This is a genomic window from Burkholderia pyrrocinia (assembly GCF_022809715.1).
GTDB classification, from domain to species: Bacteria; Pseudomonadota; Gammaproteobacteria; order Burkholderiales; family Burkholderiaceae; genus Burkholderia; species Burkholderia pyrrocinia_C.
Map to the genome: position 1 here is coordinate 24423 of NZ_CP094460.1, position 24965 is coordinate 49387.

General features: G+C 66.7%; 24 protein-coding genes. 11 read left to right on the forward strand and 13 right to left on the reverse strand.

Annotated elements, in window-relative coordinates; translation table 11 throughout:
* Nucleotides 1-33: 33 nt before the first annotated feature.
* Nucleotides 34-870, forward strand: a complete 837-nt coding sequence (locus MRS60_RS16985; protein ID WP_034185212.1) for a TOBE domain-containing protein — start codon at nucleotides 34-36, stop codon at nucleotides 868-870.
* Nucleotides 871-1050: 180 nt separating this feature from the next.
* Here the strand turns inward: MRS60_RS16985 and MRS60_RS16990 are convergent, their stop codons facing one another.
* The 4 genes from MRS60_RS16990 to MRS60_RS17005 all read right to left on the reverse strand — a co-directional run bounded on the left by MRS60_RS16990 (nucleotide 1051) and on the right by MRS60_RS17005 (nucleotide 4137).
* Nucleotides 1051-1752 (reverse strand): sulfate/molybdate ABC transporter ATP-binding protein, encoded by a 702-nt coding sequence (locus MRS60_RS16990; protein WP_034185179.1) that lies wholly within the window; start codon nucleotides 1750-1752, stop codon nucleotides 1051-1053.
* A 64-nt stretch (nucleotides 1753-1816) separates the two neighbouring features.
* Entirely contained in the window at nucleotides 1817-2494 is a 678-nt protein-coding gene (modB, locus tag MRS60_RS16995; protein WP_072439394.1) for a molybdate ABC transporter permease subunit, read from the reverse strand.
* Between the two features lie 10 nt (nucleotides 2495-2504).
* On the reverse strand, nucleotides 2505-3302 hold the full coding sequence (gene modA / locus MRS60_RS17000; RefSeq protein WP_034185181.1) for a molybdate ABC transporter substrate-binding protein: 798 nt from the start codon (nucleotides 3300-3302) through the stop codon (nucleotides 2505-2507).
* 136 nt (nucleotides 3303-3438) lie between these two features.
* Entirely contained in the window at nucleotides 3439-4137 is a 699-nt protein-coding gene (locus MRS60_RS17005) for a phosphatase PAP2 family protein (protein WP_217589907.1), read from the reverse strand.
* 258 nt (nucleotides 4138-4395) lie between these two features.
* Here MRS60_RS17005 and MRS60_RS17010 point away from each other — a divergent pair, with 258 nt between their 5' ends.
* Together MRS60_RS17010 and MRS60_RS17015 are read left to right on the forward strand one after the other, a co-directional pair.
* Nucleotides 4396-5505, forward strand: a complete 1110-nt coding sequence (locus tag MRS60_RS17010; protein WP_105393497.1) for an extracellular catalytic domain type 1 short-chain-length polyhydroxyalkanoate depolymerase — start codon at nucleotides 4396-4398, stop codon at nucleotides 5503-5505.
* Between the two features lie 81 nt (nucleotides 5506-5586).
* Nucleotides 5587-5763 carry a DUF3563 family protein gene (locus MRS60_RS17015; protein WP_065502568.1) on the forward strand — a complete coding sequence of 59 codons (177 nt, stop codon included), beginning with the start codon at nucleotides 5587-5589 and terminating at the stop codon, nucleotides 5761-5763.
* A 108-nt stretch (nucleotides 5764-5871) separates the two neighbouring features.
* Here MRS60_RS17015 and MRS60_RS17020 read toward each other — a convergent pair whose 3' ends face one another.
* The 5 genes from MRS60_RS17020 to MRS60_RS17040 all read right to left on the reverse strand — a co-directional run bounded on the left by MRS60_RS17020 (nucleotide 5872) and on the right by MRS60_RS17040 (nucleotide 9396).
* Nucleotides 5872-6291, reverse strand: a complete 420-nt coding sequence (locus tag MRS60_RS17020; protein WP_034185184.1) for an organic hydroperoxide resistance protein — start codon at nucleotides 6289-6291, stop codon at nucleotides 5872-5874.
* 155 nt (nucleotides 6292-6446) lie between these two features.
* Nucleotides 6447-6899, reverse strand: coding sequence for a MarR family winged helix-turn-helix transcriptional regulator (locus MRS60_RS17025; RefSeq protein WP_072439402.1), 453 nt, complete (start codon nucleotides 6897-6899; stop codon nucleotides 6447-6449).
* Between the two features lie 203 nt (nucleotides 6900-7102).
* A complete protein-coding gene (locus MRS60_RS17030; protein WP_131946460.1) occupies nucleotides 7103-7912 on the reverse strand; it encodes a BPSS1780 family membrane protein in 810 nt (269 codons plus the stop codon).
* Nucleotides 7903-8901 carry a homoserine kinase gene (locus MRS60_RS17035; protein ID WP_034185187.1) on the reverse strand — a complete coding sequence of 333 codons (999 nt, stop codon included), beginning with the start codon at nucleotides 8899-8901 and terminating at the stop codon, nucleotides 7903-7905. Before MRS60_RS17035 ends, MRS60_RS17030 begins: the two co-directional genes overlap by 10 nt.
* Nucleotides 8902-9000: 99 nt before the next feature.
* Nucleotides 9001-9396: a hypothetical protein gene (locus MRS60_RS17040; RefSeq protein ID WP_034185188.1), complete on the reverse strand. Its 396-nt coding sequence runs from the start codon at nucleotides 9394-9396 to the stop codon at nucleotides 9001-9003.
* Between the two features lie 129 nt (nucleotides 9397-9525).
* On the opposite strand from MRS60_RS17040, the gene MRS60_RS17045 reads away from it, so the two are divergent.
* Nucleotides 9526-11052, forward strand: a complete 1527-nt coding sequence (locus MRS60_RS17045; protein WP_243566242.1) for an AMP nucleosidase — start codon at nucleotides 9526-9528, stop codon at nucleotides 11050-11052.
* 256 nt (nucleotides 11053-11308) lie between these two features.
* Here the strand turns inward: MRS60_RS17045 and MRS60_RS17050 are convergent, their stop codons facing one another.
* Together MRS60_RS17050 and MRS60_RS17055 are read right to left on the reverse strand one after the other, a co-directional pair.
* The gene (locus MRS60_RS17050; RefSeq protein WP_105393500.1) at nucleotides 11309-11599 is read right to left on the reverse strand and encodes a hypothetical protein; all 291 of its coding nucleotides are present in this window, start codon (nucleotides 11597-11599) and stop codon (nucleotides 11309-11311) included.
* Nucleotides 11600-11990: 391 nt separating this feature from the next.
* Nucleotides 11991-12749 carry a TIGR00730 family Rossman fold protein gene (locus tag MRS60_RS17055; RefSeq protein ID WP_034185191.1) on the reverse strand — a complete coding sequence of 253 codons (759 nt, stop codon included), beginning with the start codon at nucleotides 12747-12749 and terminating at the stop codon, nucleotides 11991-11993.
* 1 nt (nucleotide 12750) lies between these two features.
* Here MRS60_RS17055 and polA point away from each other — a divergent pair, with 1 nt between their 5' ends.
* From polA to MRS60_RS17070, 3 genes are all read left to right on the forward strand, one after another.
* Nucleotides 12751-15504 (forward strand): DNA polymerase I, encoded by a 2754-nt coding sequence (gene polA / locus MRS60_RS17060; protein ID WP_243566243.1) that lies wholly within the window; start codon nucleotides 12751-12753, stop codon nucleotides 15502-15504.
* A gap of 277 nt (nucleotides 15505-15781) precedes the next feature.
* A complete protein-coding gene (locus tag MRS60_RS17065; RefSeq protein ID WP_034185193.1) occupies nucleotides 15782-17116 on the forward strand; it encodes an NAD(P)/FAD-dependent oxidoreductase in 1335 nt (444 codons plus the stop codon).
* Between the two features lie 420 nt (nucleotides 17117-17536).
* Nucleotides 17537-18412 carry a dienelactone hydrolase family protein gene (locus MRS60_RS17070; protein ID WP_243566245.1) on the forward strand — a complete coding sequence of 292 codons (876 nt, stop codon included), beginning with the start codon at nucleotides 17537-17539 and terminating at the stop codon, nucleotides 18410-18412.
* 58 nt (nucleotides 18413-18470) lie between these two features.
* Here MRS60_RS17070 and MRS60_RS17075 read toward each other — a convergent pair whose 3' ends face one another.
* Together MRS60_RS17075 and MRS60_RS17080 are read right to left on the reverse strand one after the other, a co-directional pair.
* Nucleotides 18471-19340, reverse strand: coding sequence for a sulfurtransferase (locus MRS60_RS17075; RefSeq protein WP_034185195.1), 870 nt, complete (start codon nucleotides 19338-19340; stop codon nucleotides 18471-18473).
* Nucleotides 19341-19457: 117 nt separating this feature from the next.
* Nucleotides 19458-20564 carry an aromatic ring-hydroxylating oxygenase subunit alpha gene (locus tag MRS60_RS17080; protein ID WP_034185196.1) on the reverse strand — a complete coding sequence of 369 codons (1107 nt, stop codon included), beginning with the start codon at nucleotides 20562-20564 and terminating at the stop codon, nucleotides 19458-19460.
* A 270-nt stretch (nucleotides 20565-20834) separates the two neighbouring features.
* Here MRS60_RS17080 and MRS60_RS17085 point away from each other — a divergent pair, with 270 nt between their 5' ends.
* The 4 genes from MRS60_RS17085 to folE2 all read left to right on the forward strand — a co-directional run bounded on the left by MRS60_RS17085 (nucleotide 20835) and on the right by folE2 (nucleotide 24959).
* On the forward strand, nucleotides 20835-21128 hold the full coding sequence (locus MRS60_RS17085; protein WP_006479428.1) for an exodeoxyribonuclease VII small subunit: 294 nt from the start codon (nucleotides 20835-20837) through the stop codon (nucleotides 21126-21128).
* Complete coding sequence (locus tag MRS60_RS17090) at nucleotides 21125-22009, forward strand: polyprenyl synthetase family protein (RefSeq protein ID WP_034185197.1); 885 nt, start codon at nucleotides 21125-21127, stop codon at nucleotides 22007-22009. The genes MRS60_RS17085 and MRS60_RS17090 overlap by 4 nt, the downstream gene beginning before the upstream one ends.
* A gap of 81 nt (nucleotides 22010-22090) precedes the next feature.
* The gene (dxs, locus tag MRS60_RS17095; protein ID WP_034185198.1) at nucleotides 22091-23995 is read left to right on the forward strand and encodes a 1-deoxy-D-xylulose-5-phosphate synthase; all 1905 of its coding nucleotides are present in this window, start codon (nucleotides 22091-22093) and stop codon (nucleotides 23993-23995) included.
* Nucleotides 23996-24149: 154 nt separating this feature from the next.
* Entirely contained in the window at nucleotides 24150-24959 is an 810-nt protein-coding gene (gene folE2, locus MRS60_RS17100) for a GTP cyclohydrolase FolE2 (protein ID WP_034185213.1), read from the forward strand.
* Nucleotides 24960-24965 lie beyond the last annotated feature (6 nt).

Consider the following 24965-nt stretch of genomic DNA (forward strand, 5'->3'; position numbering starts at 1 on the left):
TATAATGGCCGGCCGTTTCCCGCACCCATGCCGATGACCGACGCACCGCATTCTTCCCCGTCTTCCGAGCCGCTCGAACTGGGCGGCGAGCTGTGGCTGCGCGCAGGCGAGCAGACGCTCGGCGGCGCCACGCGCATCGCGCTGCTCGCGGCGATCGGCGACACCGGTTCGATCACGCGCGCGGCGAAGGCCGTCGGCCTCAGCTACAAGGCCGCGTGGGATGCGGTCGACACGATGAACAATCTCGCCGGCGAACCGCTCGTCGCGCGGTCGACGGGCGGCAAGGGCGGCGGCGGCACGACGCTGACGCCGCGCGCGACGTCGCTGATCGCCGCGTTCCGCACGATCGAGCGCGAGCATCGCCGTTTCATCGACGCCGCGAGCGCGGCCGTTGCCGGGTTCGACGTCGACTGGGCGCTGATCGGCCGGATCGGCATGAAGACCAGCGCGCGCAACCAGTTGTTCGGCAAGGTCGCATCGATCGTGCGCGGCACGGTCAACGACGAAGTGACGCTCACGCTGCCGGGCGGGCAGCCGATCGTCGCCGTGCTGACGCACGAAAGCGTCGATGCGCTCGGCCTGCGGGAAGGTGCGGACGCCTGCGCGCTGGTAAAGGCGTCGTGGGTCGTGCTGGCGGTCGACGACGGCGGGCCCGAGCTGAAGGTGTCCGCGCGGAACCGGCTGCGCGGCAGCGTCGAATCCGTCGCGGCGGGCGCGGTGAACAGCGAAGTGACGCTCGCGCTCGACGGCGGCGGCACGCTGACGGCCGTCGTCACCAACGAAAGCGTCGATGCGCTGCAGCTCGACGCCGGCCGGCCGGCGATCGCGCTGTTCAAGGCATCGAGCGTGATTCTCGCGGTGACGGGCTGACGGTGCAGGCACGGCAGCGCGTGCGTGCTGCGGCGATCGTGTGACGGACGGGGGCGAAGCCGGCGCCGGACGTCGTCTGCATGGCGCCGGCTTCGTTTCCGTTTCCAGCTTATGCCGCAGCGCGCGGCTTCTCTCAGGCTCCAGCGTGGCTGCCAGCGCCACGGTCCCGGCCTCGCGCGTTCACGCGACGCGCGTCGGCCACTCGGCGTGCGGCGGTGCCGCCTGCACGCGTCCTTCGCTCAATTGCACGACCTGGTCGCCGAACGCGGCGACGTCGTCGGGGTCGTGCGAGATCAGCACCATCGGGATGTCGAGCCGCGCCTGCAACTCGGCGAGCTCGTGGCGCATGCGCTGGCGCATCGCGGCGTCCAGCGCCGCGAACGGTTCGTCGAGCAGCAGGATCCGCGGTTGCGCGACCAGTGCGCGCGCAAGCGCGACGCGCTGCTTCTGCCCGCCCGACAGTTGCGACGGATACTGCCCCGCGAGCGCTTCGAGGTCGAACGCGTGCAGCCAGTACGCGACTTCGGGCGGCACCGTCTTCGCGCGCGGGTTGCGCAGCCCCGACGTGAGCCCGAACGCGATGTTCTGGCGCACGTTCAGATGCGGAAACAGCGCGTAATCCTGGAACAGGTACGCGACGCGCCGTTCCCGGGTCGGCACGTCGATGCGTCGCGCGGCGTCGAACAGCGGCTCGCCGTTCAGCGTGATCGTGCCTGCGTCGGGCGACAGCAGGCCGGCGATCGCCTGCAGCGTCATGCTCTTGCCCGCGCCGGACGGCCCGAACAGCACGACGCGCTGCGTCGCCGCCGTGAACGACACGTCGAGCGTGAAACGGCGCTCGGCGTTCGCGTAGGTCTTGCGGATATCGACGACGAGGCTCATGCGGGCCTCCGCCGAAGCAAGCCGGCCGCCGCACGAGACAGGCGATACGAATGAGGCAGGCGCTTCATGTCAACTGGCTCCGCCGGGCGCGCGACGGCACGAGCCAGCCGGTCGCGAGCAGCACCAGCACGCAGGTGATCGACGTCACCAGCACGAGGAAGTTGGCCGTGTTGTCGTCGCCGGCCTGCACGGCCGCGTAGATCGCAACCGACAGCGTCTGCGTGCGGCCGGGCAGGTTGCCCGCGATCATCAGCGTCGCGCCGAATTCGCCGAGCGCGCGCGCGAACGCGAGCAGCGCACCCGCGAGGATCCCGCGCGTGGCGAGCGGCAGCGTCACGCGGAAGAACACCGCGGCTTCGCCGAGCCCGAGCGTGCGCGCGGCGCGCTCGAGATGCGGATCGACGCCCTCGAACGCGGCACGCGCCGACTTCAGGATCAGCGGAAACGCGACCACCATCGATGCGATCACCGCGCCTTGCCACGTGAAGACGAGCTCGATGCCGAGCTTGTCGAGCCACGCGCCGAACACGCCGCGCCGGCCGAGCAGCACGAGCAGGTAATAGCCGAGCACCGTCGGCGGCAGCACGAGCGGCAGCGTCAGCAGCGAATCGACGACGTCGCGCAGCGGCGAGCGCCAGCGCGCGAGCACGAACGCGGCCGCGACGCCGAGCACGATGTCGAGCGCGGTCGCCCAGCCGGCGACCTTCAGCGACAGCAGCAGCGGTACCCAGGCGTCTTGCATCGCGATACGCTCACTTGCCCGCGGGCTTGAAGCCGAACGTCGACAGCACGGCCTGGCCCTGCGGCGACGAGACGAAGTCGACGAACGACTGCGCCTGCGCGGCGTGGCGGCTGTCCTTGACCACGGCGATCGGATAGGTGATGGCCGTCTTCGTCGGCACCGTCAGCGCGACCTTCACGCGGCCGGGCATGATCGCGGCGTCGGTGCCGAACACGAAGCCCGCGTCGACCTCGCCGCGCGCGACGTAGTCGAGGCTCTGGCGCACGTTGGCGGCCAGCACGCCCTTCGCGCTGACGGCATCCCACACGCCGGCCGCGCGCAGCGCGCCTTCGGTGTAGCGGCCGACCGGCACCGATGCCGGGTCGCCGTACGCGATGCGCTTCACGCCGGGCGCCGTCAGGTCGTTCAGCGACGTCGGCGCGGCCGCGTGGCTGTCCGCCGGAACGATCATCACGAGCGAGTTCGCGGCGAAATCGCGGCGCGTGCCGGGCACGATCACCTTTTCGTCGGCCGCGCGATCCATCGCCTTCTGGTCGGCCGACGCGAACACGTCGGCCGGCGCACCCTTGGCGATCTGCTGCATCAGCACGTCCGACGCGCCGAAGTTGAACAGCACCTTGGTATCGGGATGTTGCTTCTGGTACGCGTCGCCGACGGCCTTGAACGCGTTCGTCAGGCTGGCGGCTGCCGACACGACCAGTTCGTCGGCGGAAGCGGGCGCGCTGAACGCGACACCGGCGGCGGCAAGTGCGGCGATCGGCAGCAGGCGGAGCAGGGTGCGGCGAAGCGGACGGACGGTTGAGCGCATGGCGGATTCGTTGGAATGGGTGGAAACCGTAATCGTAATATAGGGCGGGTTATAACGCTTGGCATACCGCTCATGCGACGGTGCGCATGAAATGGTCAGGTCTGAAGAATGGCGGGCGTGACGGCCGGGCGGCCCGTCACGCGTGCAGCGTGTGCGTCGACGATTCGGTGCGCTGCAGCGACGACGGTTGCGACGCGGGGCGGTAGTTCGGGTTGGCCTTCCAGCGCGCGCGGACGAACGGGCGCTCGTGGCCCGACAGCTCCAGCGCAACCTTCGTGACCCAGCGATGCGAAGGCACCGTGATGCCATGCAGCGCGACGGTGACGAGAGCGAGGCTCACGATGACCGCGGGCGCCGACCAGCGGTGCGGCACCGCGCGCCACGAGCCGGCGATGAACGCGAGCGCGGCGATCGCGCCGACGATGCAGCCGGTGATCGATTCGGACGGCGAATGCGCGTCGAGCGCGACGCGCGACACGCCGACCGCGATGCCGGCCGCGAGCCCGAGCGCGATGCCGGCGATCCGCACCGGCGTGCGCATGCGGATCAACATCAGGAAGATCGCGACCGGATAGACCGACGTCGACAGCATCGCGTGGCCGCTGAAACCCGTGAAATCCCACGCACGGATGCCGATGCCCCAGCCTAGGAACGCGATCTTCGTGAGTGCGACCACGCCGATCGCGGCTGCGAGCACGCCGAGCCACGCGGCCGCACGCTGCCACGAGTAGCCGAGCGCGAGCCAGACGGCGATCGTGATCGCGAGCGGCAAGGTCAGGCCGGCGCCGCCGAACGCGGTGATCATGATCCACAGGTGAGACGGCAGGTCGAACATCGGGAAAGGACGAACGGAGGCGGGGAGGATGCTTAAATCAACGCGCGAGCCGGGAAGAACGACTACAACGGATACAAGCGGCGAAGCCCCAGTATAGCGCCGCGTGCGCACGAGCCCCGTTTTTTGCGCCATCGGGAACTAACCTCGCGCAGGAAAAATCCCAGAAACAATGTTATGGTGCGTTGCACAAAGTCGAACGATGCATCCGTTGCGGCGTCCTCATGGCGCCCCTATTTTTCCTGACTGCGAGCCCGATCGATGACCAAAAGTCTGACCAAGGTATGGCTGGGCGGCATGAAACGCATGCTGTCTCCGGCCGCCAAACGCGCGGCGCGCGATGCGCAGCGCATCACTCGCGACGCACTCGAGGCCGCCGCCTCTCCCGCCGTATCCGAACTGTCCCCGCCGCGCGAATCGCGCGTGCGGCCGCGCGCGGCCGCGTGGGCTGCGGGCGAGTGGACGCGCGGCGAACATCCGATGGCGCCCGCGCTCGGGCGTCTCGTCCAGAATCTCGCGTATGGCCTCTACGTGCCGCCCGGCCGCCGGCGCGGCGCGATGCCGCTCGTCGTGATGCTGCACGGCTGCCAGCAGTCCGTCGACGAATTCGTGCAGGGCACGCGGATGAACCTGCTGGCCGACAAGCACGGTTTCGCGGTGCTGTATCCGGAACAGTCGCCGCGCGCGCACGCGCACGGCTGCTGGCACTGGTATGAAGACACCGACCGCGCGGGCCGCGGCGAGGCGAACGCGGTTGCGTCGCTGGTCGACGCGCTCGTCGACGAACGCGGTTTCGACGCGTCGCGCGTTTACGTCGCGGGGCTGTCGGCCGGCGCGGGCCTCGCGTCGCTTCTTGCACTGCACCATCCTGACCGCTTCGCGGCGGTCGCGATGCACTCGGGCCCCGCGCTCGGCGAGGCGAACTCCGGCATCACCGCGATGGACGTGATGCGGCGCGGCGTGCGGCAGAACCCGGCCGCAGCCGTCGATGCGCTGGTCGACGCCAGCGGGTATCCGGGCATGCCGGCGCTGATCGTCCAGGGCGACGGCGACCACGTCGTCGCGCCGAAGAACGCCGACCAGCTGACGGTGCAGTTCATGCGGCTGAACGGGCTCGCCGACAGCCGCGGCGCGCTGCGCGGCGGCGAACGTGTCGAGACGCGCGGCGCGGGCGCACAGATCACCGATGTCTGCCGCGACGGCGAACCGGTCGTGCGGCTCTGCCATGTGAAAGGGCTCGATCACGCGTGGGCCGGCGGCGACGAAGCCGTGCCGTTTCATGCGGCCGTCGGCCCCGATGCGAGCGCGATGATCTGGTCCTTTTTTGAAGCACATCGGCGCACTGTGGCGACCGAACGACGCATCGTCTGATCGACGCTGGCCAAAGACTAGGGTTTTCCCTATAATTCGGGAAAACCCTAGTCAAAGAACCTTTGGATTGCGAGATCGAACATGTACCTGCTGAGCCACCTCTTCCTGATGCTGACCAAGAACGCTGAAACGGCCCGTAAAGAGCGCGCCGAGGCGTACCTGTCCGAAGCGACCGACATCTACGATCTCGAATTCCGTATGCGCAAGATCGATCGCGAAGCGTCGATGAACCGCCCGTATTCGTTCGGCGCGCGCTAAGCAGCGCAAGGCGGGCCAGCCGGCCCGCCGTTCCGGCGAGTCACGCAAAAGGGCGCGTGCGGCTTGATGCCGCACGCGCCCTTTTTGCATTCGTCGTCCTGCGTCGCGTCAGACGACCGTCAGGCGCACCGGCACGTTGTTGCGCGTTGCGTTCGAATACGGGCACACGTGATGCGCCTTTTCGACCAGCGCCTGCGCGTCGGCCTTGTCGAGCCCCGGCAGCGACACGCGCAGCTCGATGTCGAGCCCGAAGCCGCCTGCGTCGTTCGGGCCGATGCCCACTTCCGCCGTCACCTGCGTATCGGCCGGCAGCGCCTGCTTGTTCTGGCCGGCGACGAATTTCATCGCGCTCAGGAAGCACGCCGAGTAACCTGCGGCAAACAGCTGTTCCGGATTCGTGCCTTCCGCACCCGTGCCGCCGAGTTCGCGCGGCGCGGCCAGCTTCACTTCCAGCTTGTTGTCGGCGGATACCGCGCGGCCGTCGCGGCCGCCCGTGCTCGTGGCGCTCGTCTTGTACAGAATGTTCATCGTGCAGCTCCTGTCGGGAAAGGGGGGGGAGGCGGCCCGGTCGAATGGAATGTCGCCGGCCACGGAGAAAATATAGAACACAAATCATTAGTGTGCAAATGAAATTTTGAAGAAAAACCCGGCAGTACCGGGTCGGTAGGCCGGCGCTCGGTTCGTCAGCGTTCGTTGGCGGCCGACAGCGCGTCGCGCAACTGCTGGAGATCGGCGCGCAGCCTGATCAGGAACTCGGGCGTTTGTTGCATCGCGCAGAAGAGGTCGGCGGGCACGGAGCGCGCGCGGTTCTTCAGCGCCCGGCCTTCCGGCGTCACGCGCACGTTCACGACGCGTTCGTCGGCCGCGCTGCGCACGCGCTCGACGTAGCCGAGCGCTTCCAGCCGCTTGAGCAGCGGCGTGACCGTGGCCGGGTCGAGGTCGAGCCGCGCGGCGATGTCCTTTACCGCGATGTCGTCGCGCTCCCACAGCACGAGCATCGCGAGATATTGGGGATAGGTCAGCGACAGCTTGTCGAGCAGCGGCTTGTACGCTTTCGTCATCGCGTGCGAAGTCGAGTAGAGCGCAAAGCACAGTTGCTCGTCGAGCGTCTGGGGCAGCGGGGGTGGGCGGTCCATGATTCGGGAGGCGCGGCGCACGCGCGAACAATTTGTACGCAAATTATTTTGCGCGCAAAAGATCGGGTTGAACAGGGGCGCCCGGCCAGGGGCTCCCGGCGAAGGATGCGCGGAGGGGCGCAAGACAGGGAGGGCGCGCCGGAAGGCAACCCGGCGCGGGGAACAGCGTGGCGGCCGGCGACGCGCACCGGCCGGGGGGGGCTTCAGCGGCCCGACGTGGTCGTCGGCGCGCCCGGCTCCTGCACGCCGAAGCAGCCGCGATAGGTTGCGTAGAACGAGCAGTACAGCATCGTGACGATGATGATCGTCACCGGCATCATGATCGTCAGCGCATAACCACCGGCGCCGAGCGCCTGCAGCAGCAGCGACAGCACGAGCGACGTGCCGAGCGCGACGCCGAACCACAGCACGCCGTACACGACGAACGCGCCGCGATTGCGCCAGCAGCTGACGATGCTGAAGAACAGCGCCTTCGCGGGCGGGACGTCATGCCATGCGACGAGCACCGGCGCGAACCAGAACAGCATCGCGATCGGCAGATACAGCAGCGTCGCGAACATCAGCGCGCCGAACGTGCCTTGCGCGGCGAGCGTTTCCGGCGTCGTGCTCGCTTCGTCGGCCGCGCCCATCATCACGTGGAACAGCGCGCCGCCGTCCACGAATGACGAAGCGGCGAACACGAGCACCATCGACGCGACGTAGATCACGCCGAGCACGAGCAGCCGCTGGGTCGTGACGGTGCCGTACGAGCGGAAGCCGTCGATCAGGATCGTCGGCATCACCGGCTTGCCGGCTACCGTGTCGCGGCACGCGGCCATGAAGCCGACCGCGATGCCGGGAATCAGCACCAGCGGCAGCGCCGAGCCGATCACGGGCACCATCGACACCAGCGTGATCGCCAGCAGGTACGTGAAGAACAGCGTGATGAATGCGAGCGGGTTCCGGCGGAACAGCCAGACGCCTTGTCGGAACCAGACATAGCCCGTTTTCGCGGGCACTTCGATCAGTTGCATGCGGTTTGGATCTCGGGAAGCGCGGGCGTATGCGCGATACGCTCACGCAGGATGCGTTCGAAATGACCGGGGTCGTGCGGCTTGAGCATCTCGGCCGCGCGCGGCAGGTAGAAGTCGTACAGGCGCGACACCCAGAAGCGGTACGCGCCCGCGCGCAGCATGTCGCTCCAGTGGCGGCGTTCCTCGGCCGTGAACGGCCGCACGGTCTGGTACGCGCGCAGCAGCGCATCGGCGCGCGCGACGTCGAGCACGCCGGTCGCGAGGTCGACGCACCAGTCGTTGACGGTCACCGCGACGTCGAACAGCCACTTGTCGCAGCCGGCGAAATAGAAGTCGAAGAAGCCGCCGAGCCGCACGTCGTGGCCGGTGCCGGGCGCCGCGTGCGCGAACAGCACGTTGTCGCGGAACAGGTCGCAATGGCACGGCCCGGCCGGCAGCGCCGCGTAGTCGTCCGACGCGAAGAAGGCCGCCTGGTGCGCGAGCTCGCCTTCGAGCAGCGTGCGTTGCGCGTCCGTGATGAACGGCACGATCGCCGGCACGTTCTCCTGCCACCACGGCAGGCTGCGCAGGTTCGGCTGGTTGCGCGGGTAATCGCGCCCCGCGAGGTGCAGGCGCGCGAGCATCTGCCCGACCTCGATGCAGTGTTCGACCCCCGGCGCGAGTTCGGCCGCGCCGTCGAGCTTCGTGACGATCGCGGCCGGCTTGCCGTGCAGCTCGCCGAACAGCGCGCCGTCGTCGCGCGGAATCGGATCCGGCACCGGTACGCCGTGGCCGGCCAGGTGGCGCATCAGGTCGAGGTAGAACGGCAGTTGTTGCGCCGTCAGCTTTTCGAAGATCGTGAGGACGTATTCGCCGCGCGTCGTCGTCAGGAAGAAATTGCTGTTTTCGATACCGGACGGAATGCCGCGAAACGCAAGCACGTCGCCCAGTTCGTAGTGGCGCATCCATTGCGCGAGATCGGAGTCGGAAACAGCAGTGAAAACGGCCATGCGGGATGCGTCAGGTCAGGGTGTCGGCACGCGAGCGGCATGCGTCGCGACAGCAGGTGAAGGGAGGCGGTGCGCCGCGATCGACGCGGCGCGTCGGAATCAGTAGCGCAGGTTCAGCGACGGCAGGCGCGTGATCGGGATGCCTGCGTCGTGCGGCTTCGGCGACGTGTCGGGCGTCGAGCTCATCTGGTAGCGCGTGCCGAAGTTCGACTTCACGTCGATCTCGACCGGCTTGCCGCGGTCGCGGTACTCGGTGACCTCGGTGCCGTTCTTGCTCTTTTCATGGAAGCTCGGCGTGCGTCGAATGTCGGCGAAGTCGACTTTCGACGTGACTTCGGCGCCAGGCCGGTTGATCTTGCGGAGATCGGGCAGGCCGGCGGCTTCGTTGGCCTCGGCCCGCGCCTGCGCGTCGGCGTCAGGCGTGGCGCCGGCGGCGTAAGCGACGCTGGCGGCGGCAAACGCGGCGGCAGCGGCGACGAGAATGAGCGGCTTCATGATGAGTCTCCAGTGAACTCAATGATTTTAGCAAATACTGCGCATCATCCGGCCCTGGCGTGCGTATGGGCGGCCATGAGGATGACCGGGTTCCGTGGTAATGTCGTTCGATCAGACGAGGTGATACAAATGAAGAACGACCTGAGCCGCCGGCACCGTGTGCTGACGCCCGAAAGCCCGCCGGTCGAGGCTTTCGACGATCCGATCGCCGCCGTCGGGCGGCTGTCCGCCATTTACGACACGAATACGGGCTTCCTGCGCGACGCATTCGCGCGCTATCGCCGCCACGAACCGATTATCGAGCATGTGCGCGCGTGCTACCCGTTCGTGCGGATCCGCACCGACGTCAACACGCACGTCGATTCGCGCCGCTCGTACGGTTTCGTCGCCGGCCCCGGCGTGTTCGAGACGACGGTCACGCGCCCCGATCTCTTCGCGAACTACTATCGCGAGCAACTGCGCCTGCTGTCGAAGAACCACCATGTCAAGATCGAGATCGGCGTGTCGTCGCAGCCGATTCCGGTCCATTTCGCGTTTCCGGAAGGCATCCATCTCGAAGGCGAGCTCGACCGCGACCGCCTGCTCGCGATGCGCGACATCTTCGACACGCCCGACCTGTCGTATCTCGACGACCGCATCGTCAACGGCACGTTCGAGCCGGCGCCGGGCGAGCCGCATCCGCTTGCGCTGTTCACGGCCGCGCGCGTCGACTTCTCGCTGCACCGGCTGCGTCACTACACGGCGACGTCGCCCACGCATTTCCAGAACTACGTGCTCTACACGAACTACCAGTTCTACATCGACGAGTTCGTGAAGCTCGGCCGCACGGTGATGACGGAGAGCGACGATCCCGAGGTGCGCGCGTACCGCAGCCAGTACAGCTCGTTCGTCGAGCCGGGCGATGTCGTCACGTACAACGCGAACCTCGGCAGCGAGCCGGCCGAGGGCGTCGCGCCGCCGCGCCTGCCGCAGATGCCCGCGTATCACCTGAAGCGCGCGGACGGCAGCGGGATCACGATGGTCAACATCGGCGTCGGTCCGTCGAACGCGAAGACGATCACCGATCACATCGCGGTGCTGCGTCCGCACGCATGGGTGATGCTCGGTCACTGCGCGGGGCTGCGCAACACGCAGCGTCTCGGCGACTACGTGCTCGCGCACGGTTACGTGCGCGAGGATCACGTGCTCGACGCCGACCTGCCGCTGTGGGTGCCGATCCCGGCGCTCGCCGAAGTGCAGCTCGCGCTCGAGCGCGCGGTGGCCGACGTCACGCGGCTCGAGGGCGTCGAACTGAAGCGCGTGATGCGCACGGGCACCGTCGCGAGCGTCGACAACCGCAACTGGGAGCTGCGCGATCATCGCGAGCCCGTGCAGCGGCTGTCGCAAAGCCGCGCGATCGCGCTCGACATGGAAAGCGCGACGATCGCCGCGAACGGCTTCCGCTTCCGTGTGCCGTACGGCACGCTGCTGTGCGTATCGGACAAGCCGCTGCACGGCGAGCTGAAGCTGCCGGGCATGGCCGACACGTTTTATCGCGGGCAGGTCGATCAGCATCTGCAGATCGGCGTGAAGGCGATGGAGATCCTGCGCACGAACGGGCTCGACAAGCTGCATAGCCGGAAGCTGCGGAGCTTTGCGGAAGTGGCGTTCCAGTGATGTGAACGCCGGCCCCGGCGGCGGTGCGCATCGCCATGTGCGACGCGCCTTCTGACGGAGCACATCTGCCTTTGTCGCAAGCGTCCGATGCACCGGCGAATCTGCCGGCAGGTGGAATGCGCGACGATCGAGCCTGCCGTTCGCGTTGCCGTTCGAAGGCAGCGATCGCGTGGAATGCGCCGCCGAAAACGACAAGGCCGCCCGGCGCCGAAGCGCGCGGGCGGCCTTGCGTATCGAGCGGGCCGTGCGGTGTTGCTCAGCACTCACCCTTCTTCGCGTGTCCCGGCGGGCAGTGGTAGCCGCGGCGATCGTCGTAACCATGATGACGTTCCCACTCGCGGCGTTCCCAGTAACGGCGGCCGTCCCAGTAGCGGTCGCCATGCCAGCCGATGATGACCGCGGGCGCCGGAGCGACCACGACGGGCGCAGGCGCGACGATGACCGGCGCGGGCGTGCCGATGTTGACGTCGACGTTGACGGCATGAGCGAGGCCGGACAGCGAAAGGCCGAGGCCGGCAAAGGCGAGGGCGATCAGCGAGCGTTGCATGTTGTGTTCCGTGAGGTCGTTATGAATAGGCCGGCGCGACGCGATGGAAGCGAGGGGGGATCGTTCCACCGGGGGAACGCCGCGCCGACACAATGCAGTGTGCTGGCACGCGACGGAAAAGGCGAGGCCTGTTTGTTACCGCGGGTTGGCGGCTCGCAGGCGCGGGATGCGGGCATTGGGCCGCACATTTGACAATGGCGGGCCGCGGGTGCGGGCGATCACGCCGCATCGCGCAGCACCGACCGCGCGAATTTGACATTCGACGGCGCGCGGCCGCGAAGCGGGATTAACAGCGCGTTACAAAGTAGCGCGCGGCAGGTGGCCTGATCGCCATGCCTGCCGCGCGGGAAGCGGTACGCCGGCCGTCGGGCCGGCGGTCGTCACGGACTGGTTACAGATAGAACATGCGGTCTTCTTCGGGCCGCGGTGGTTGCCCTTCCGAACCTTCGCCTTCTTCCTCGCCGCTATCCTCGTAGAACGCGAGCACTGCGTCGAGCACCTGGTCGGGATCGTCGATCACCTGCATCAGATCCATGTCTTCCGGATTGATGAGGCCCATCGGAATCAGCTGGTCGCGGAACCACTGCAGCAAGCCCTGCCAGAACGTGCTGCCGACGAGGATGATCGGCACGAGGCGCGACTTCTTCGTCTGGATCAGCGTGAGCACTTCGGACAGTTCATCGAGCGTGCCGAAACCGCCCGGCATCACGATCACCGCATCCGAATTCTTCACGAACGTGACCTTGCGCGTGAAGAAGTGGCGGAAGCGCAGCGAGATGTCCTGGTAGTGGTTGCCGGCTTGCTCGTGCGGCAGCTCGATGTTCAGGCCGACTGACGGCGCCTTGCCGGCGTGCGCGCCCTTGTTCGCGGCTTCCATGATGCCGGGGCCGCCGCCGGAGATCACGGCGAAGCCGGCGTCGGACAGCTTGCGCGCGATCTGCGCGGCCAGCTTGTAGTGCGGCGTGTCGGGTTTGAGACGGGCAGAACCGTAGATGCTGACAGCCGGGCGGATCTCCGACAGGTACTCGGTCGCCTCGATAAACTCTGCCATAATCGTGAACATCTGCCACGATGCGCGGGCCTTCTTGGCCGTCGCGCGTTCTTGATCTGCGAGCGAACGCAGACTCGGAATCACTTTTCTCTTGTTCATAATGCCTGAAGAACGAAATCTGGAAGGTAAGACCCTGCTATTGGTTGACGGTTCGAGCTATCTGTATCGGGCTTACCATGCGATGCCTGATTTGCGTGGCCCTGGCGGGGAGCCGACCGGAGCGCTCTACGGAATCATCAACATGCTGCGCCGTATGCGCAAGGAAGTCAGTGCAGAGTATAGCGCTTGCGTGTTCGATGCAAAGGGCAAGACGTTTCGCGACGACCTTTATGCCGACTATAAGGCAAACCGCCCGTCGATGCCGCCCGACCTCGCATTGCAGGTCGAACCGATCCACGGCGCGGTGCGTGCGCTCGGCTGGCCGCTGCTGATGGTCGAAGGCGTCGAGGCCGACGACGTGATCGGCACGCTCGCGCGCGAAGCCGAACGGCACGGGATGAACGTGATCGTGTCGACGGGCGACAAGGATCTCGCGCAGCTCGTGACCGACCACGTCACGCTCGTCAACACGATGACCAACGAGACGCTCGACCGCGACGGCGTGATCGCGAAGTTCGGCGTGCCGCCCGAGCGGATCATCGACTACCTGGCATTGATCGGCGACACCGTCGACAACGTGCCGGGCGTCGAGAAGTGCGGGCCGAAGACGGCCGTGAAATGGCTGTCGCAATACGACAGCCTCGACGGCGTCATCGCGCATGCGGGCGACATCAAGGGCGTGGTCGGCGACAACCTGCGCCGCGCGCTCGACTTCCTGCCGCTCGGCCGGACGCTCGTGACGGTCGACACGGCCTGCGATCTCGCACCGCATCTCGAATCGATCGAAGCGTCGCTGAAGACCGACGGCGAGGCGCGCGATCTGCTGCGCGACATCTTCGCGCGCTACGGCTTCAAGACGTGGCTGCGCGAAGTCGACAGCGCACCCGCGGAAGGCGGCGACGCCGATGCGCCGGACGGCGAGCCGGCACCGGTGGTGGCGGCCGACATCGTTCGCGAATACGACACGATCCAGACCTGGGAGCAGTTCGACGCGTGGTTCGCGAAGATCGACGCGGCCGCGCTGACCGCGTTCGACACCGAGACGACCGCGCTCGACCCGATGCTCGCGCGGCTCGTCGGCCTGTCGTTCTCGGTGGAGCCGGGCAAGGCCGCGTACCTGCCGGTCGCGCACCGCGGCCCCGACATGCCCGAACAGCTTCCGATCGACGAAGTGCTCGCACGCCTGAAGCCGTGGCTCGAATCGGCCGATCGCAAGAAGGTCGGCCAGCACCTGAAGTACGACGCGCAGGTGCTCGCGAACTACGACATCGCGCTGAACGGCATCGAGCACGACACGCTGCTCGAATCGTACGTGGTCGAATCGCATCGCACGCACGACATGGACAGCCTCGCGCTGCGTCATCTGGGCGTCAAGACGATCAAGTACGAAGACGTGGCCGGCAAGGGCACGAAGCAGATTGGTTTCGACGAAGTAGCGCTCGCGCAGGCCGCCGAATACGCGGCCGAGGATGCCGACATCACGCTGCAGCTTCATCACGCGCTGTATCCGCAGGTCGCGCGCGAACCGGGCCTCGAGCGCGTGTACCGCGAGATCGAGATGCCCGTATCGCTCGTGCTGCGCAAGATGGAACGCACGGGCGTGCTGATCGACGACGCGCTCCTGCACGCGCAGAGCACCGAAATCGCAACGCGCCTGATCGAGCTCGAAGCGCAGGCGTACGAACTGGCGGGCGGCGAATTCAATCTTGGCTCACCTAAGCAGATCGGGCAGATCTTCTTCGAGAAGCTGCAGTTGCCGGTCGTGAAGAAGACGCCGAGCGGCGCGCCGTCGACCGACGAAGAGGTGCTGCAGAAGCTCGCCGAGGATTACCCGCTGCCGAAGCTGCTGCTCGAGCATCGCGGGCTGTCGAAGCTGAAGTCGACCTATACCGACAAGCTGCCGCGCATGGTGAACCCCGCAACGGGCCGCGTGCACACGAACTATGCGCAGGCCGTCGCGGTAACGGGCCGTCTCGCATCGAACGATCCGAATCTTCAGAACATTCCGGTGCGCACGGCCGAAGGCCGGCGGATCCGCGAGGCGTTCATCGCATCGCCGGGCCACCGGATCGTGTCGGCCGACTATTCGCAGATCGAACTGCGGATCATGGCGCACATCTCGGGCGACGCGTCGCTGCTGCGCGCGTTCTCGCAGGGCGAGGACATCCACCGCGCGACGGCCGCCGAGGTGTTCGGCGTGACGCCGCTGGAGGTCAATTCCGACCAGCGCCGGATCGCGAAGGTGATCAACTTCGGGCTGATCTACGGGATGAGCGCGTTCGGGCTCGCGTCGAACCTCGGCATCACGCGCGACGCGGCGAAGCTCTATATCGACCGTTATTTCGCCCGCTATCCGGGTGTTGCGCAGTACATGGAAGAGACGCGCGCGACCGCGAAGGAGAAGGGTTACGTCGAAACCGTTTTCGGTCGCCGCCTGTGGTTGCCGGAAATCAACGGCGGCAACGGCCCGCGCCGCCAGGCGGCCGAGCGCGCGGCAATCAATGCGCCGATGCAGGGCACCGCGGCCGACCTGATCAAGCTGTCGATGATCGCGGTGGACGACTGGCTCACGCGTGACAAGCTTGCATCGCGGATGATCATGCAGGTGCACGATGAACTGGTGCTCGAGGTGCCCGACGACGAACTGTCGCTCGTGCGCGAGAAACTGCCGGAAATGATGTGCGGCGTCGCGAAGCTGAAGGTGCCGCTCGTCGCCGAAGTGGGCGCCGGCGCGAACTGGGAAGAGGCACACTGACGCACCGCTGCGCGGTTCCCGATTCCTGCGGCATATTGTTGCAGGGATGCTGAATATCGAGATGGTTTGCTTGTGGTCAACGCGCAAGCTCCCGGACAATGCATGTCAGTCATGCCATTGACGCGGGGCGGCGCGCCCCGCGTTCCGGGCCGGCGTATCGAAGTGCTTCGAACTGCACATCGATGATGTCCGAACCGGTTAATCCACCGGGCGGCGCGAATGCATCGCGTTCGCTTCGTCCGGCGGCAGCAGTTTCGAATCGCAAAGGGGGAATCGGATGCATCGGATCATCATCGTAGGCGGAGGCGCGGGCGGCCTGGAACTGGCGACGCGGCTCGGCGACCGTTACGGCGCGCGCGGCAATCGTCCCGCGCGTGCGCTCGTCACGCTCGTCGACCGCAATCCGACGCACATCTGGAAACCGTTGCTGCACGAGGTTGCGGCCGGCAGCATGGACCCGTTCACGCAGGAGCTCGAATATGCGGCGCAGGCGCGCTGGCACGGCTTCGAGTTCCAGCAGGGCGGACTGACCGGGCTTGACCGCGCGGCGAAGCGCATCACGCTGTCGCCCATCAACGACAGCGACGGCGCGGAACTGCTGCCGGAGCGCGAGCTGGAATACGACACGCTGGTGATCGCGATCGGCAGCACGACCCACTTCTTCGGCGTGCAGGGCGCGCCGGAAAACGCGATCGCGCTCGATACGGTTGGCGAGGCCGAGCGCTTCCGCAAGCGGCTGATCGCCGCGTGCATGCGTGCCGAGCACCAGGCACCGGCGCCGACCGCGCCCGGCGATGCGGCCGAACCGCGCATCCAGGTCGTGATCGTCGGCGGCGGCGCGACGGGCGTCGAGTTGTCCGCGGAGCTGCGCAACACGGCGCAGGTGCTGTCCGCGTATGGGCTGCACAAGCTCGACCCGCGCCACGACGTCGGCATCGTGCTGATCGAATCGGGGCCGCGGATTCTGCCGGCGCTGCAGGAGCGCGTGTCGACGGCGACGGCCGAACTGCTCGAAAAGCTCGGCGTGCGGCTGATGCTCAGCGAGCGCGTGACCGAGGTCGCGCCGGGGCTCGTGCATACCGCGAGCGGCAAGGCGGTGCGCGCGGACCTGACGGTCTGGGCGGCCGGCATCAAGGCGCCGTCCGTGCTCTCGCATCTCGACGGCCTCCAGGTCAACAAGCTCGGCCAGCTCGACGTGCGTCGCACGCTGCAGACCTTCACCGACGACAACGTGTTCGCGCTCGGCGATTGTGCGGCATGCGCGTGGCCCGGCAACGAACGCAACGTGCCGCCGCGCGCGCAGGCCGCGCACCAGCAGGCGAGCTTCCTGCTGAAGGCGATCGGCTGCCGGCTCGAAGGGCGTCCGCTGCCCGAATTCACGTATCGCGATTTCGGTTCGCTCGTGTCGCTCGGTCATTTCAGCGCGGTCGGCAACCTGATGGGCGGGCTGATCGGCGGCAACATGCTGATCGAAGGGCTGTTTGCGCGCTTCATGTACATGTCGCTGTACCGGCTGCACATCGCGGCGCTGCACGGTTATCCGCGGATGATGCTCGACACGGTCGCGCACTGGCTGCGGCGCACGACGTTGCCGCGCGTCAAGCTGCACTGACGCCGCGCGTTCGCGCGGGGAGCGGGCGGGGAGTGCGTACGTCGTGCGTGTTCTCCGCCCGTCGTGTTTGCGGGCAGCGAGGCGGCTGCGGGTGTTCTGCCGGGCGATGTCGTCCACGTTTTTTTTCAATCCGCAAGCATCCGGTCGCGCAACGGCGATCGATAGATGCGGGCCGCACCGCGATTCGGCGGGGCCGTCAGCGGGCTTCGACGCCACGACTGATGCGCTCGAATCGATGGGTCGTAATCGAGTCTTACACATCTGACAGTTGACGCGACAACGGATTATTGGGCATCTTGTCCGGGTTTCCGTTTGCGGCGGGGTGCCAACCGCCGCGACATCCGCGCCGTGCGCCGGCGCGATGCCCCGTCATGCCGCATCCACGATTGTGACGGCGGCGCCCTATCGAGGAGTGCATTCATGTTGAAACCCGAAGTCGACAGCCTGGTCCCCCACGTCCCGTTTTCGCGCCGCAAGTTCATGCAGGCCGCGCTGGGCGGCACCTTCGCGGCGGCCGTGCTGCCCGTTTCGGCGCAGACGGTCACGACCGACAGCGCCGGGCTGGACGTCGACACCGTCGAGATCCGCTCCGGCGACGCGAGCGTGCCGGCCTATCGCGCGCAGCCGGCCGGCAAGACGAACCTGCCGGTCATCATTGTGATCCACGAGATCTTCGGTGTGCACGCGCATATCGCCGACGTCTGCCGCCGCTTCGCGAAGCTCGGCTACCTCGCGATCGCGCCCGACCTGTTCGCGCGACAGGGCAACGCGGCGAAGTATCCGACGATGAAGGATCTTTTCGACAACATCATCAGCAAGGTGCCGGACCGGCAGGTCACCGAAGATCTCGATGCGACGGCCGCATGGGCCGGCAAGAACGGCGGCGACCCGGCGCGTCTCGGCGTGACGGGGTTCTGCTGGGGCGGCCGCCAGGCGTGGCTGTATGCCGAGCACAATCCGCACGTGCGTGCGGCCGTTGCGTGGTACGGGTTCGTCGAAGGCAAGACCGACGAGATGACGCCGTTCAATCCGGTCGATCATGCGGCGTCGCTGAAGGTGCCCGTGCTCGGGCTGTATGGCGAAAAGGATGCGAACATCACGCAGGCCTCGCTCGCGGACATGCGCAAGGCGATCCAGACGAGCGACTCGAAGCTCGCGCGCGAATCGGAGATCGTCGTGTATCCGGATGCCGGCCACGCGTTCTTCGCCGACTACCGGCCAAGCTATGTAAAGGGTGATGCCGAAGACGGCTGGACGCGCGCGATCGCGTGGTTCCACAAGTACGGCGTGATGTAAACGAAACGCGGCGGCCGAATGGCCGCCGCTTCGCTTCACCGGTGCGCCGCGCGCCGGATTACGGGTTCGGGCCGGTCGCGATCGGCCGCGACGGATCGGCGCTCCATTCGCTCCACGAACCCGGATACAGCGATGCGCCGTGCAGCCCTGCGATCTCCAGCGCAAGCGCGTTGTGGCAGGCGGTGACGCCGGAGCCGCACTGCAGGATCACGAGATTCGGTTCGGTGCCCGCCAGCAGCGTGGAAAACGTCTCGCGCAGTTCGTGACCAGTCTTGAAGCGGCCGTCGGCGGCCAGGTTGTCCTTGAAGAACCGGTTGCGTGCGCCGGGGATGTGGCCGCCCACAGGATCGATCGTCTCGTTTTCGCCGCGATAGCGGTCCGGTGCGCGTGCGTCGATCACGACGCGCGTGTGCGACGTCACGTTCGCAAGCACGGCTGCTGCGTCGACCGTCGATTCAAGAGGCGCTCCCGCACGGAAATCGCCGGCGGCCGGTTGCGGCACGTCGGCCGTCAGCGGCTGGCCGGCCGCTTCCCATGCCTGCAGGCCGCCGTCGAGCACGGCGACCGAATCGTGGCCGAGCCAGCGCAGCAGCCACCACAGGCGCGCCGCGTAGGCGCCGCCTTGCGCGTCGTATGCGACGACCTGCTGGCCCTGCTTGAGGCCGCGGCTCGCGAGCAGCGTGGCGAATGCATCGCGGGTCGGCAGTGGATGGCGGCCGTTGGTGCCCGTCTTGCGGCCCGACAGGTCGCGGTCGAGATGAAGATACTGCGCGCCGGGGATGTGGCCGGTTGCATACGCGGCTTCGCCCGCGCCCGGATCGGCGAGGTCGAAGCGGCAGTCGAACAGCACGACGCTGCCGGGCGCCGCGGCCAGGCGCTCGGCGAGGTTGGCGGCGGAGATGAGCGTGGTGTAATGAGTGTGTGGCATGACAGCTCCCTGGAGTGCGAATGGCCTGACACTCCAAGTCTAAACAAAAAAAGACGGGCCGAAGCCCGTCTTTTCGTCTGCCGGATGCGGTGCGGCGTCAAAGCGCCGCACCGGTCATCAGATGTCGCCGAGGTGGCGGCGCAGGAACTCGTGGAAGTGCTGCATGCCGTCTTCCATCGGGCTCTGGTACGGGCCGACCTGCGACTCGCCGCGTGCCATCAGCGCATGGCGGCCTGCGTCCATCCGCATCGCGATTTCGTCGTCCTCGACGGCCGTTTCCATGTAGGCGGCGCGCTCGGCCTCGACGAATTCGCGTTCGAACAGCGCGATTTCCTCGGGGTAATAGAACTCGACGATGTTGGTCGTCTTCTGCGGGCCGCGCGGGATCAGCCACGACACGACGAGCACGTGCGGATACCACTCGATCATCAGGCCCGGGTAGTAGACCATCCAGATCGCGCCGAACTCCGGCGGCACGCCGTTGCGGAACTTCAGCACCTGCTCGTGCCATTTCTGGTAAGTCGCGCTGCCCGGTTTCGCGAGTGCGTTGTGCACGCCGACCGTCTGCACGCTGTACCAGTCGCCGAATTCCCACTTGAGATCGTCGCACGACACGAAGCTGCCGAGGCCCGGGTGGAACGGGACGACGTGGTAATCCTCGAGGTAGACCTCGATGAAGGTCTTCCAGTTGTAATCGCACTCGTGCACTTCGACATGATCGAAGTGGTACTCGGAGAAGTCGAAGTGATGTTTCGTGCCGAGATTGGCGAGGTCGCGCGCGACGTTCCGGCCTTCGGCCTCGAACAGCAGCCCCTGCCAGTTCTGCAGCGGGCTCTTGCCGAGGTTCAGGCACGGCTTGTCGGGGAAGTGCGGCGCGCCGAGCAGTTCGCCTTCCAGGTCGTACGTCCAGCGGTGCAGCGGGCACACGATGTTCTGCGCGTGGCCGCGCCCGTTGAGCATGATCGCCTGCCGGTGGCGGCAGACGTTCGACAGCAGTTCGATCTGGTTCGTCTGGTTGCGGACCAGCACGCGGCCTTCCTTCTCGGACGGCAGCGCAAAATAATCCCCCGCCTCGGGCACCATCAACTCGTGCCCGACGTAACGAGGTCCTTTCTTGAAGAGGGTTTCGATCTCGCGCTCGAGCAGCGCCTCATCGAAATATGCAGTGACTGGAAGCTGGCTGTGGGCCGACTTCAACTGAAGCGCATCGCTCAGATTGGACATTCCCACTCCCGGTGTTAGCGTGAAAGCAGTGAACAACCCAACCATCGAAAAATCGATTTAGGGAAACGGGGAATTATACCCGGTTCGCCTCGCAAGGCCAGGATTAAGTGCCTGATTTGTGTCAATTTTTTGTCGGGAGACAATCGGGAGGCGCACACTGTGTGCCGGAGATGGGGCCGGAATATGTGCGAGGCTGCCCAAGTCGGCAGATCGGAGAATTCTCTTTTGCCGTAGAATGTCCGACTTGTTTTGAAATTTGACACCTCGTCCATGGCGAAAACCGCATCCCCAGGCGCCACGCCGCCCGGCAATGGCACCGAACCGTTGCCGGACAATTATGAGATGGCGCTCGCGGAACTCGAGACGCTGGTTGCCCGGATGGAAGGCGGCGCGTTGAGCCTCGAGGATTCACTGGCGGCGTATCGCCGCGGTGCGACCCTCGTTGCATTTTGCCAACAGCAGCTCGAGAAAGTGGAGCAGCAGGTTCGCGTGCTCGACGGCGCGACGCTGAAGCCGCTTTCGTCCGGAACGGCCGCCACGGACGGCGAAGACGACGATCTATGACATTCGAACAATGGATGCGGTCCGTGCTTGACCGTGTCGAGGACGCACTCGGTCACTATCTGCCCGCTGAAACCGCGATGCCCGCGCAACTCCACGAGGCGATGCGCTATGCGGTCCTCGGCGGCGGCAAGCGCGTTCGCCCGCTGCTGTGCCATGCAGCCGGCGAGCTGACCGGCGCGACGGAAGCGGCGCGCAATGCGGCGGCGGCGGCGCTGGAGATGATCCACGTGTACTCGCTCGTGCACGACGACATGCCGTGCATGGACGACGACGCGCTGCGACGCGGCAAGCCGACCGTGCACGTGCAGTACGACGAGCCGACGGCACTGCTCGTCGGCGATGCGCTGCAGTCGCAGGCGTTTGTCGCGCTGACCGACGCCGCTGCGCTGTCGCCGGTGCAGCAGGCCGCGCTCGTGCGCGAGCTTGCGCTTGCGAGCGGCTCGCTCGGCATGGCCGGCGGGCAGGCGATCGACCTGGCGAGCGTCGGCCTCAAGCTGACGCGCGAGCAGCTCGAGACGATGCACCGGATGAAGACTGGCGCACTGCTGCGCGCGGCCGTGCGGATGGGCGCGCTGGCCGGCGAGACGCCGTCGGCGGAAACGATGGCCGCGCTCGATGTCTACGCGGGAGCCGTGGGTCTGGCCTTCCAGGTCGTCGACGATATTCTCGACGTCACGACCGATTCGGCGACGCTCGGCAAGACGGCCGGCAAGGACGCGGCGAACGACAAGCCGACCTATGTATCGATTCTCGGCCTCGAGGCGTCGCGCGAGCTTGCCGCGCAACTGCGTGCCGAAGCGCACGACGCGCTGAAACCGTTCGGCGCACGCGCACAGCGTCTCGCCGAACTTGCCGACCTGGTAGTGAACCGGGTCAGCTGACGCGAAAGCCCGCCGCCGCGCACACGCTACGGTGCGTGCAATAGAATGCGGGCGCGTTTGATTTCCTACAATGGAACGACGATGTACGACTTGCTGAAAACCATCGACGACCCGGCGGATCTGCGCCGCCTCGATCGTCGCCAACTGCAACCGCTCGCGGATGAACTGCGCGCGTTCGTGCTCGACAGCGTGTCGAAGACGGGCGGCCATTTGTCGTCCAACCTCGGGACGGTCGAGCTGACGATCGCGCTGCACTACGTGTTCAACACGCCGAACGATCGCATCGTCTGGGACGTGGGCCACCAGACCTACCCGCACAAGATCCTCACGGGCCGCCGCGACCAGATGCATTCGCTGCGCCAGTACGACGGCATCTCGGGCTTCCCGCGCCGCAGCGAATCCGAATACGACACGTTCGGCACCGCGCACTCGAGCACGTCGATCTCGGCCGCGCTCGGCATGGCGATCGGCAGCCAGCTGAACGGCGACGACCGCTTCTCGATTGCCGTGATCGGCGACGGCGCGATGACGGCCGGCATGGCGTTCGAGGCGATGAACAACGCGGGCGTGTCGGAAGATGCGAAGCTGCTCGTGATCCTGAACGACAACGACATGTCGATTTCGCCGCCGGTCGGCGCGCTGAATCGCCATCTCGCGCGTCTGATGTCGGGCCGCTTCTACGCGGCTGCGCGCGCGGGCGTCGAGCGCGTGCTGAGCGTTGCGCCGCCGGTGCTCGAACTCGCGCGCAAGCTCGAGGAGCACGCGAAGGGCATGGTCGTGCCGGCTACGCTGTTCGAGGAGTTCGGCTTCAACTACATCGGCCCGATCGACGGTCACGATCTCGATTCGCTGATCCCGACGCTGCAGAACATCCGCGAACTGCGCGGCCCGCAGTTCCTGCACGTGGTGACGAAGAAAGGCCAGGGCTACAAGCTCGCCGAAGCCGATCCCGTGCTCTATCACGGCCCCGGCAAGTTCAACCCGGCCGAAGGCATCAAGCCGTCGACCACGCCCGCGAAGAAGACGTACACGCAGGTGTTCGGCGAGTGGCTGTGCGATGAAGCCGAGCGCGATACGCGCGTCGTCGGCATCACGCCCGCGATGCGCGAAGGCTCGGGCATGGTCGAGTTCGAGAAGCGTTTCAAGGATCGCTACTACGACGTCGGCATCGCCGAGCAGCATGCGGTGACGTTCGCGGGCGGCCTCGCTACCGAAGGGCTGAAGCCGGTCGTCGCGATCTACTCGACGTTCCTGCAGCGTGCTTACGACCAGCTGATCCACGACGTCGCGCTGCAGAACCTGCCGGTCGTGTTCGCGATCGACCGCGCGGGTCTCGTCGGCGCGGACGGCGCGACGCATGCGGGCGCGTACGATCTCGCGTTCATGCGCTGCATCCCGAACATGACGATCATGGCCGCATCCGACGAGAACGAATGCCGCCAGATGCTGCACACCGCGCTGCAGCAGCCGAACCCGACCGCAGTGCGCTATCCGCGCGGCGCGGGCACGGGCGTGCCGACGGTGAAGGAATTCACCGAGATCCCGCTCGGCAAGGGTGAAGTGCGTCGCCACACGGCGCAGCCGGAAGGCAAGCGTGTCGCGATCCTCGCATTCGGCACGATGGTCGCACCGTCGCTCGCAGCGGCCGAGGAACTCGACGCAACCGTCGCGAACATGCGCTTCGTGAAGCCGGTCGACGCCGCGCTCGTGCGCGAACTCGCCGAGACGCACGACTACCTCGTCACGATCGAGGAAGGCTGCGTGATGGGCGGCGCGGGCTCGGCCTGCGTGGAAGCCCTGATGGAGAGTGGGGTTATCCGACCCGTACTACAATTGGGCCTCCCTGACCAGTTCGTCGATCACGGCGACCACGCAAAGCTGTTGTCGCTATGCGGCCTCGACGGCGCGGGCATCGCGAAATCGATTCGCGAACGCTTCCTGAACCCGGCGGCCGATGTCGCCGGTCAGGCGAAGCGCGTCGCATAAGCTGGCGCCGCCTCCGGGCGGCGCTGGTGCGACTGGCGCAACCGGTCTTCATTGATGCGGAAAACATGGGCCTGCGGGCCCATGTTGCTTTTCCGGCTGCCGCATGACGCGGCGTGCGCGTCGTCGAACGCGCGGCTTACAAGGATTGAACAAGATGAACCAGATGAATCCCGCCTTCGTGATGCCCGACGTGCAGAGCACGGTGGATACCCGTCAGATCCCGATTCAGCGCGTGGGCGTGAAGGCGGTCCGGCATCCGTTGACGGTATGTACCGAAAGCGGCGACGTGCAGCCGAGCGTCGGTGTCTGGAATCTCGACGTGCGCCTGCCGGCCGACCAGAAGGGCACGCACATGTCGCGCTTCGTCGCGCTGCTCGAAGAGAATCGCGCGCCGCTGACGGTCGAGCGCTTCCGCGCGATGCTCGCGTCGATGCTGGAGAAGCTCGAGGCCGAGGCCGGCCGCATCGAGGTCACTTTCCCGTACTTCGTGAACAAGACGGCGCCGGTGTCCGGCGTGCAGAGCCTGCTCGACTACGAAGTGACGCTCGCGGGCGAAAGCCGCAACGGCGACACGCGCCTGTTCCTGAAGGTGCTCGTGCCCGTGACGAGCCTGTGCCCGTGCTCGAAGAAGATCTCGCAGTACGGCGCGCACAACCAGCGCTCGCACGTGACGATCGATGCCGAGCTCGCGGCCGATCTGCCGGTCGAGGCGCTGATCCGCATCGCCGAGGAAGAGGCGTCGTGCGAACTGTGGGGCCTGCTGAAGCGTCCGGACGAGAAGTTCGTCACCGAGCGTGCATACGAGAACCCGAAGTTCGTCGAGGATCTCGTGCGCGACGTCGCGCAGCGTCTCGATGCGGACGAGCGCGTGGTCGCGTATGTGCTCGAAGCCGAGAACTTCGAGTCGATCCACAATCACAGCGCGTATGCGCTGATCGAGCGCGACAAGCGGCAGGCGGCATAACGCTGC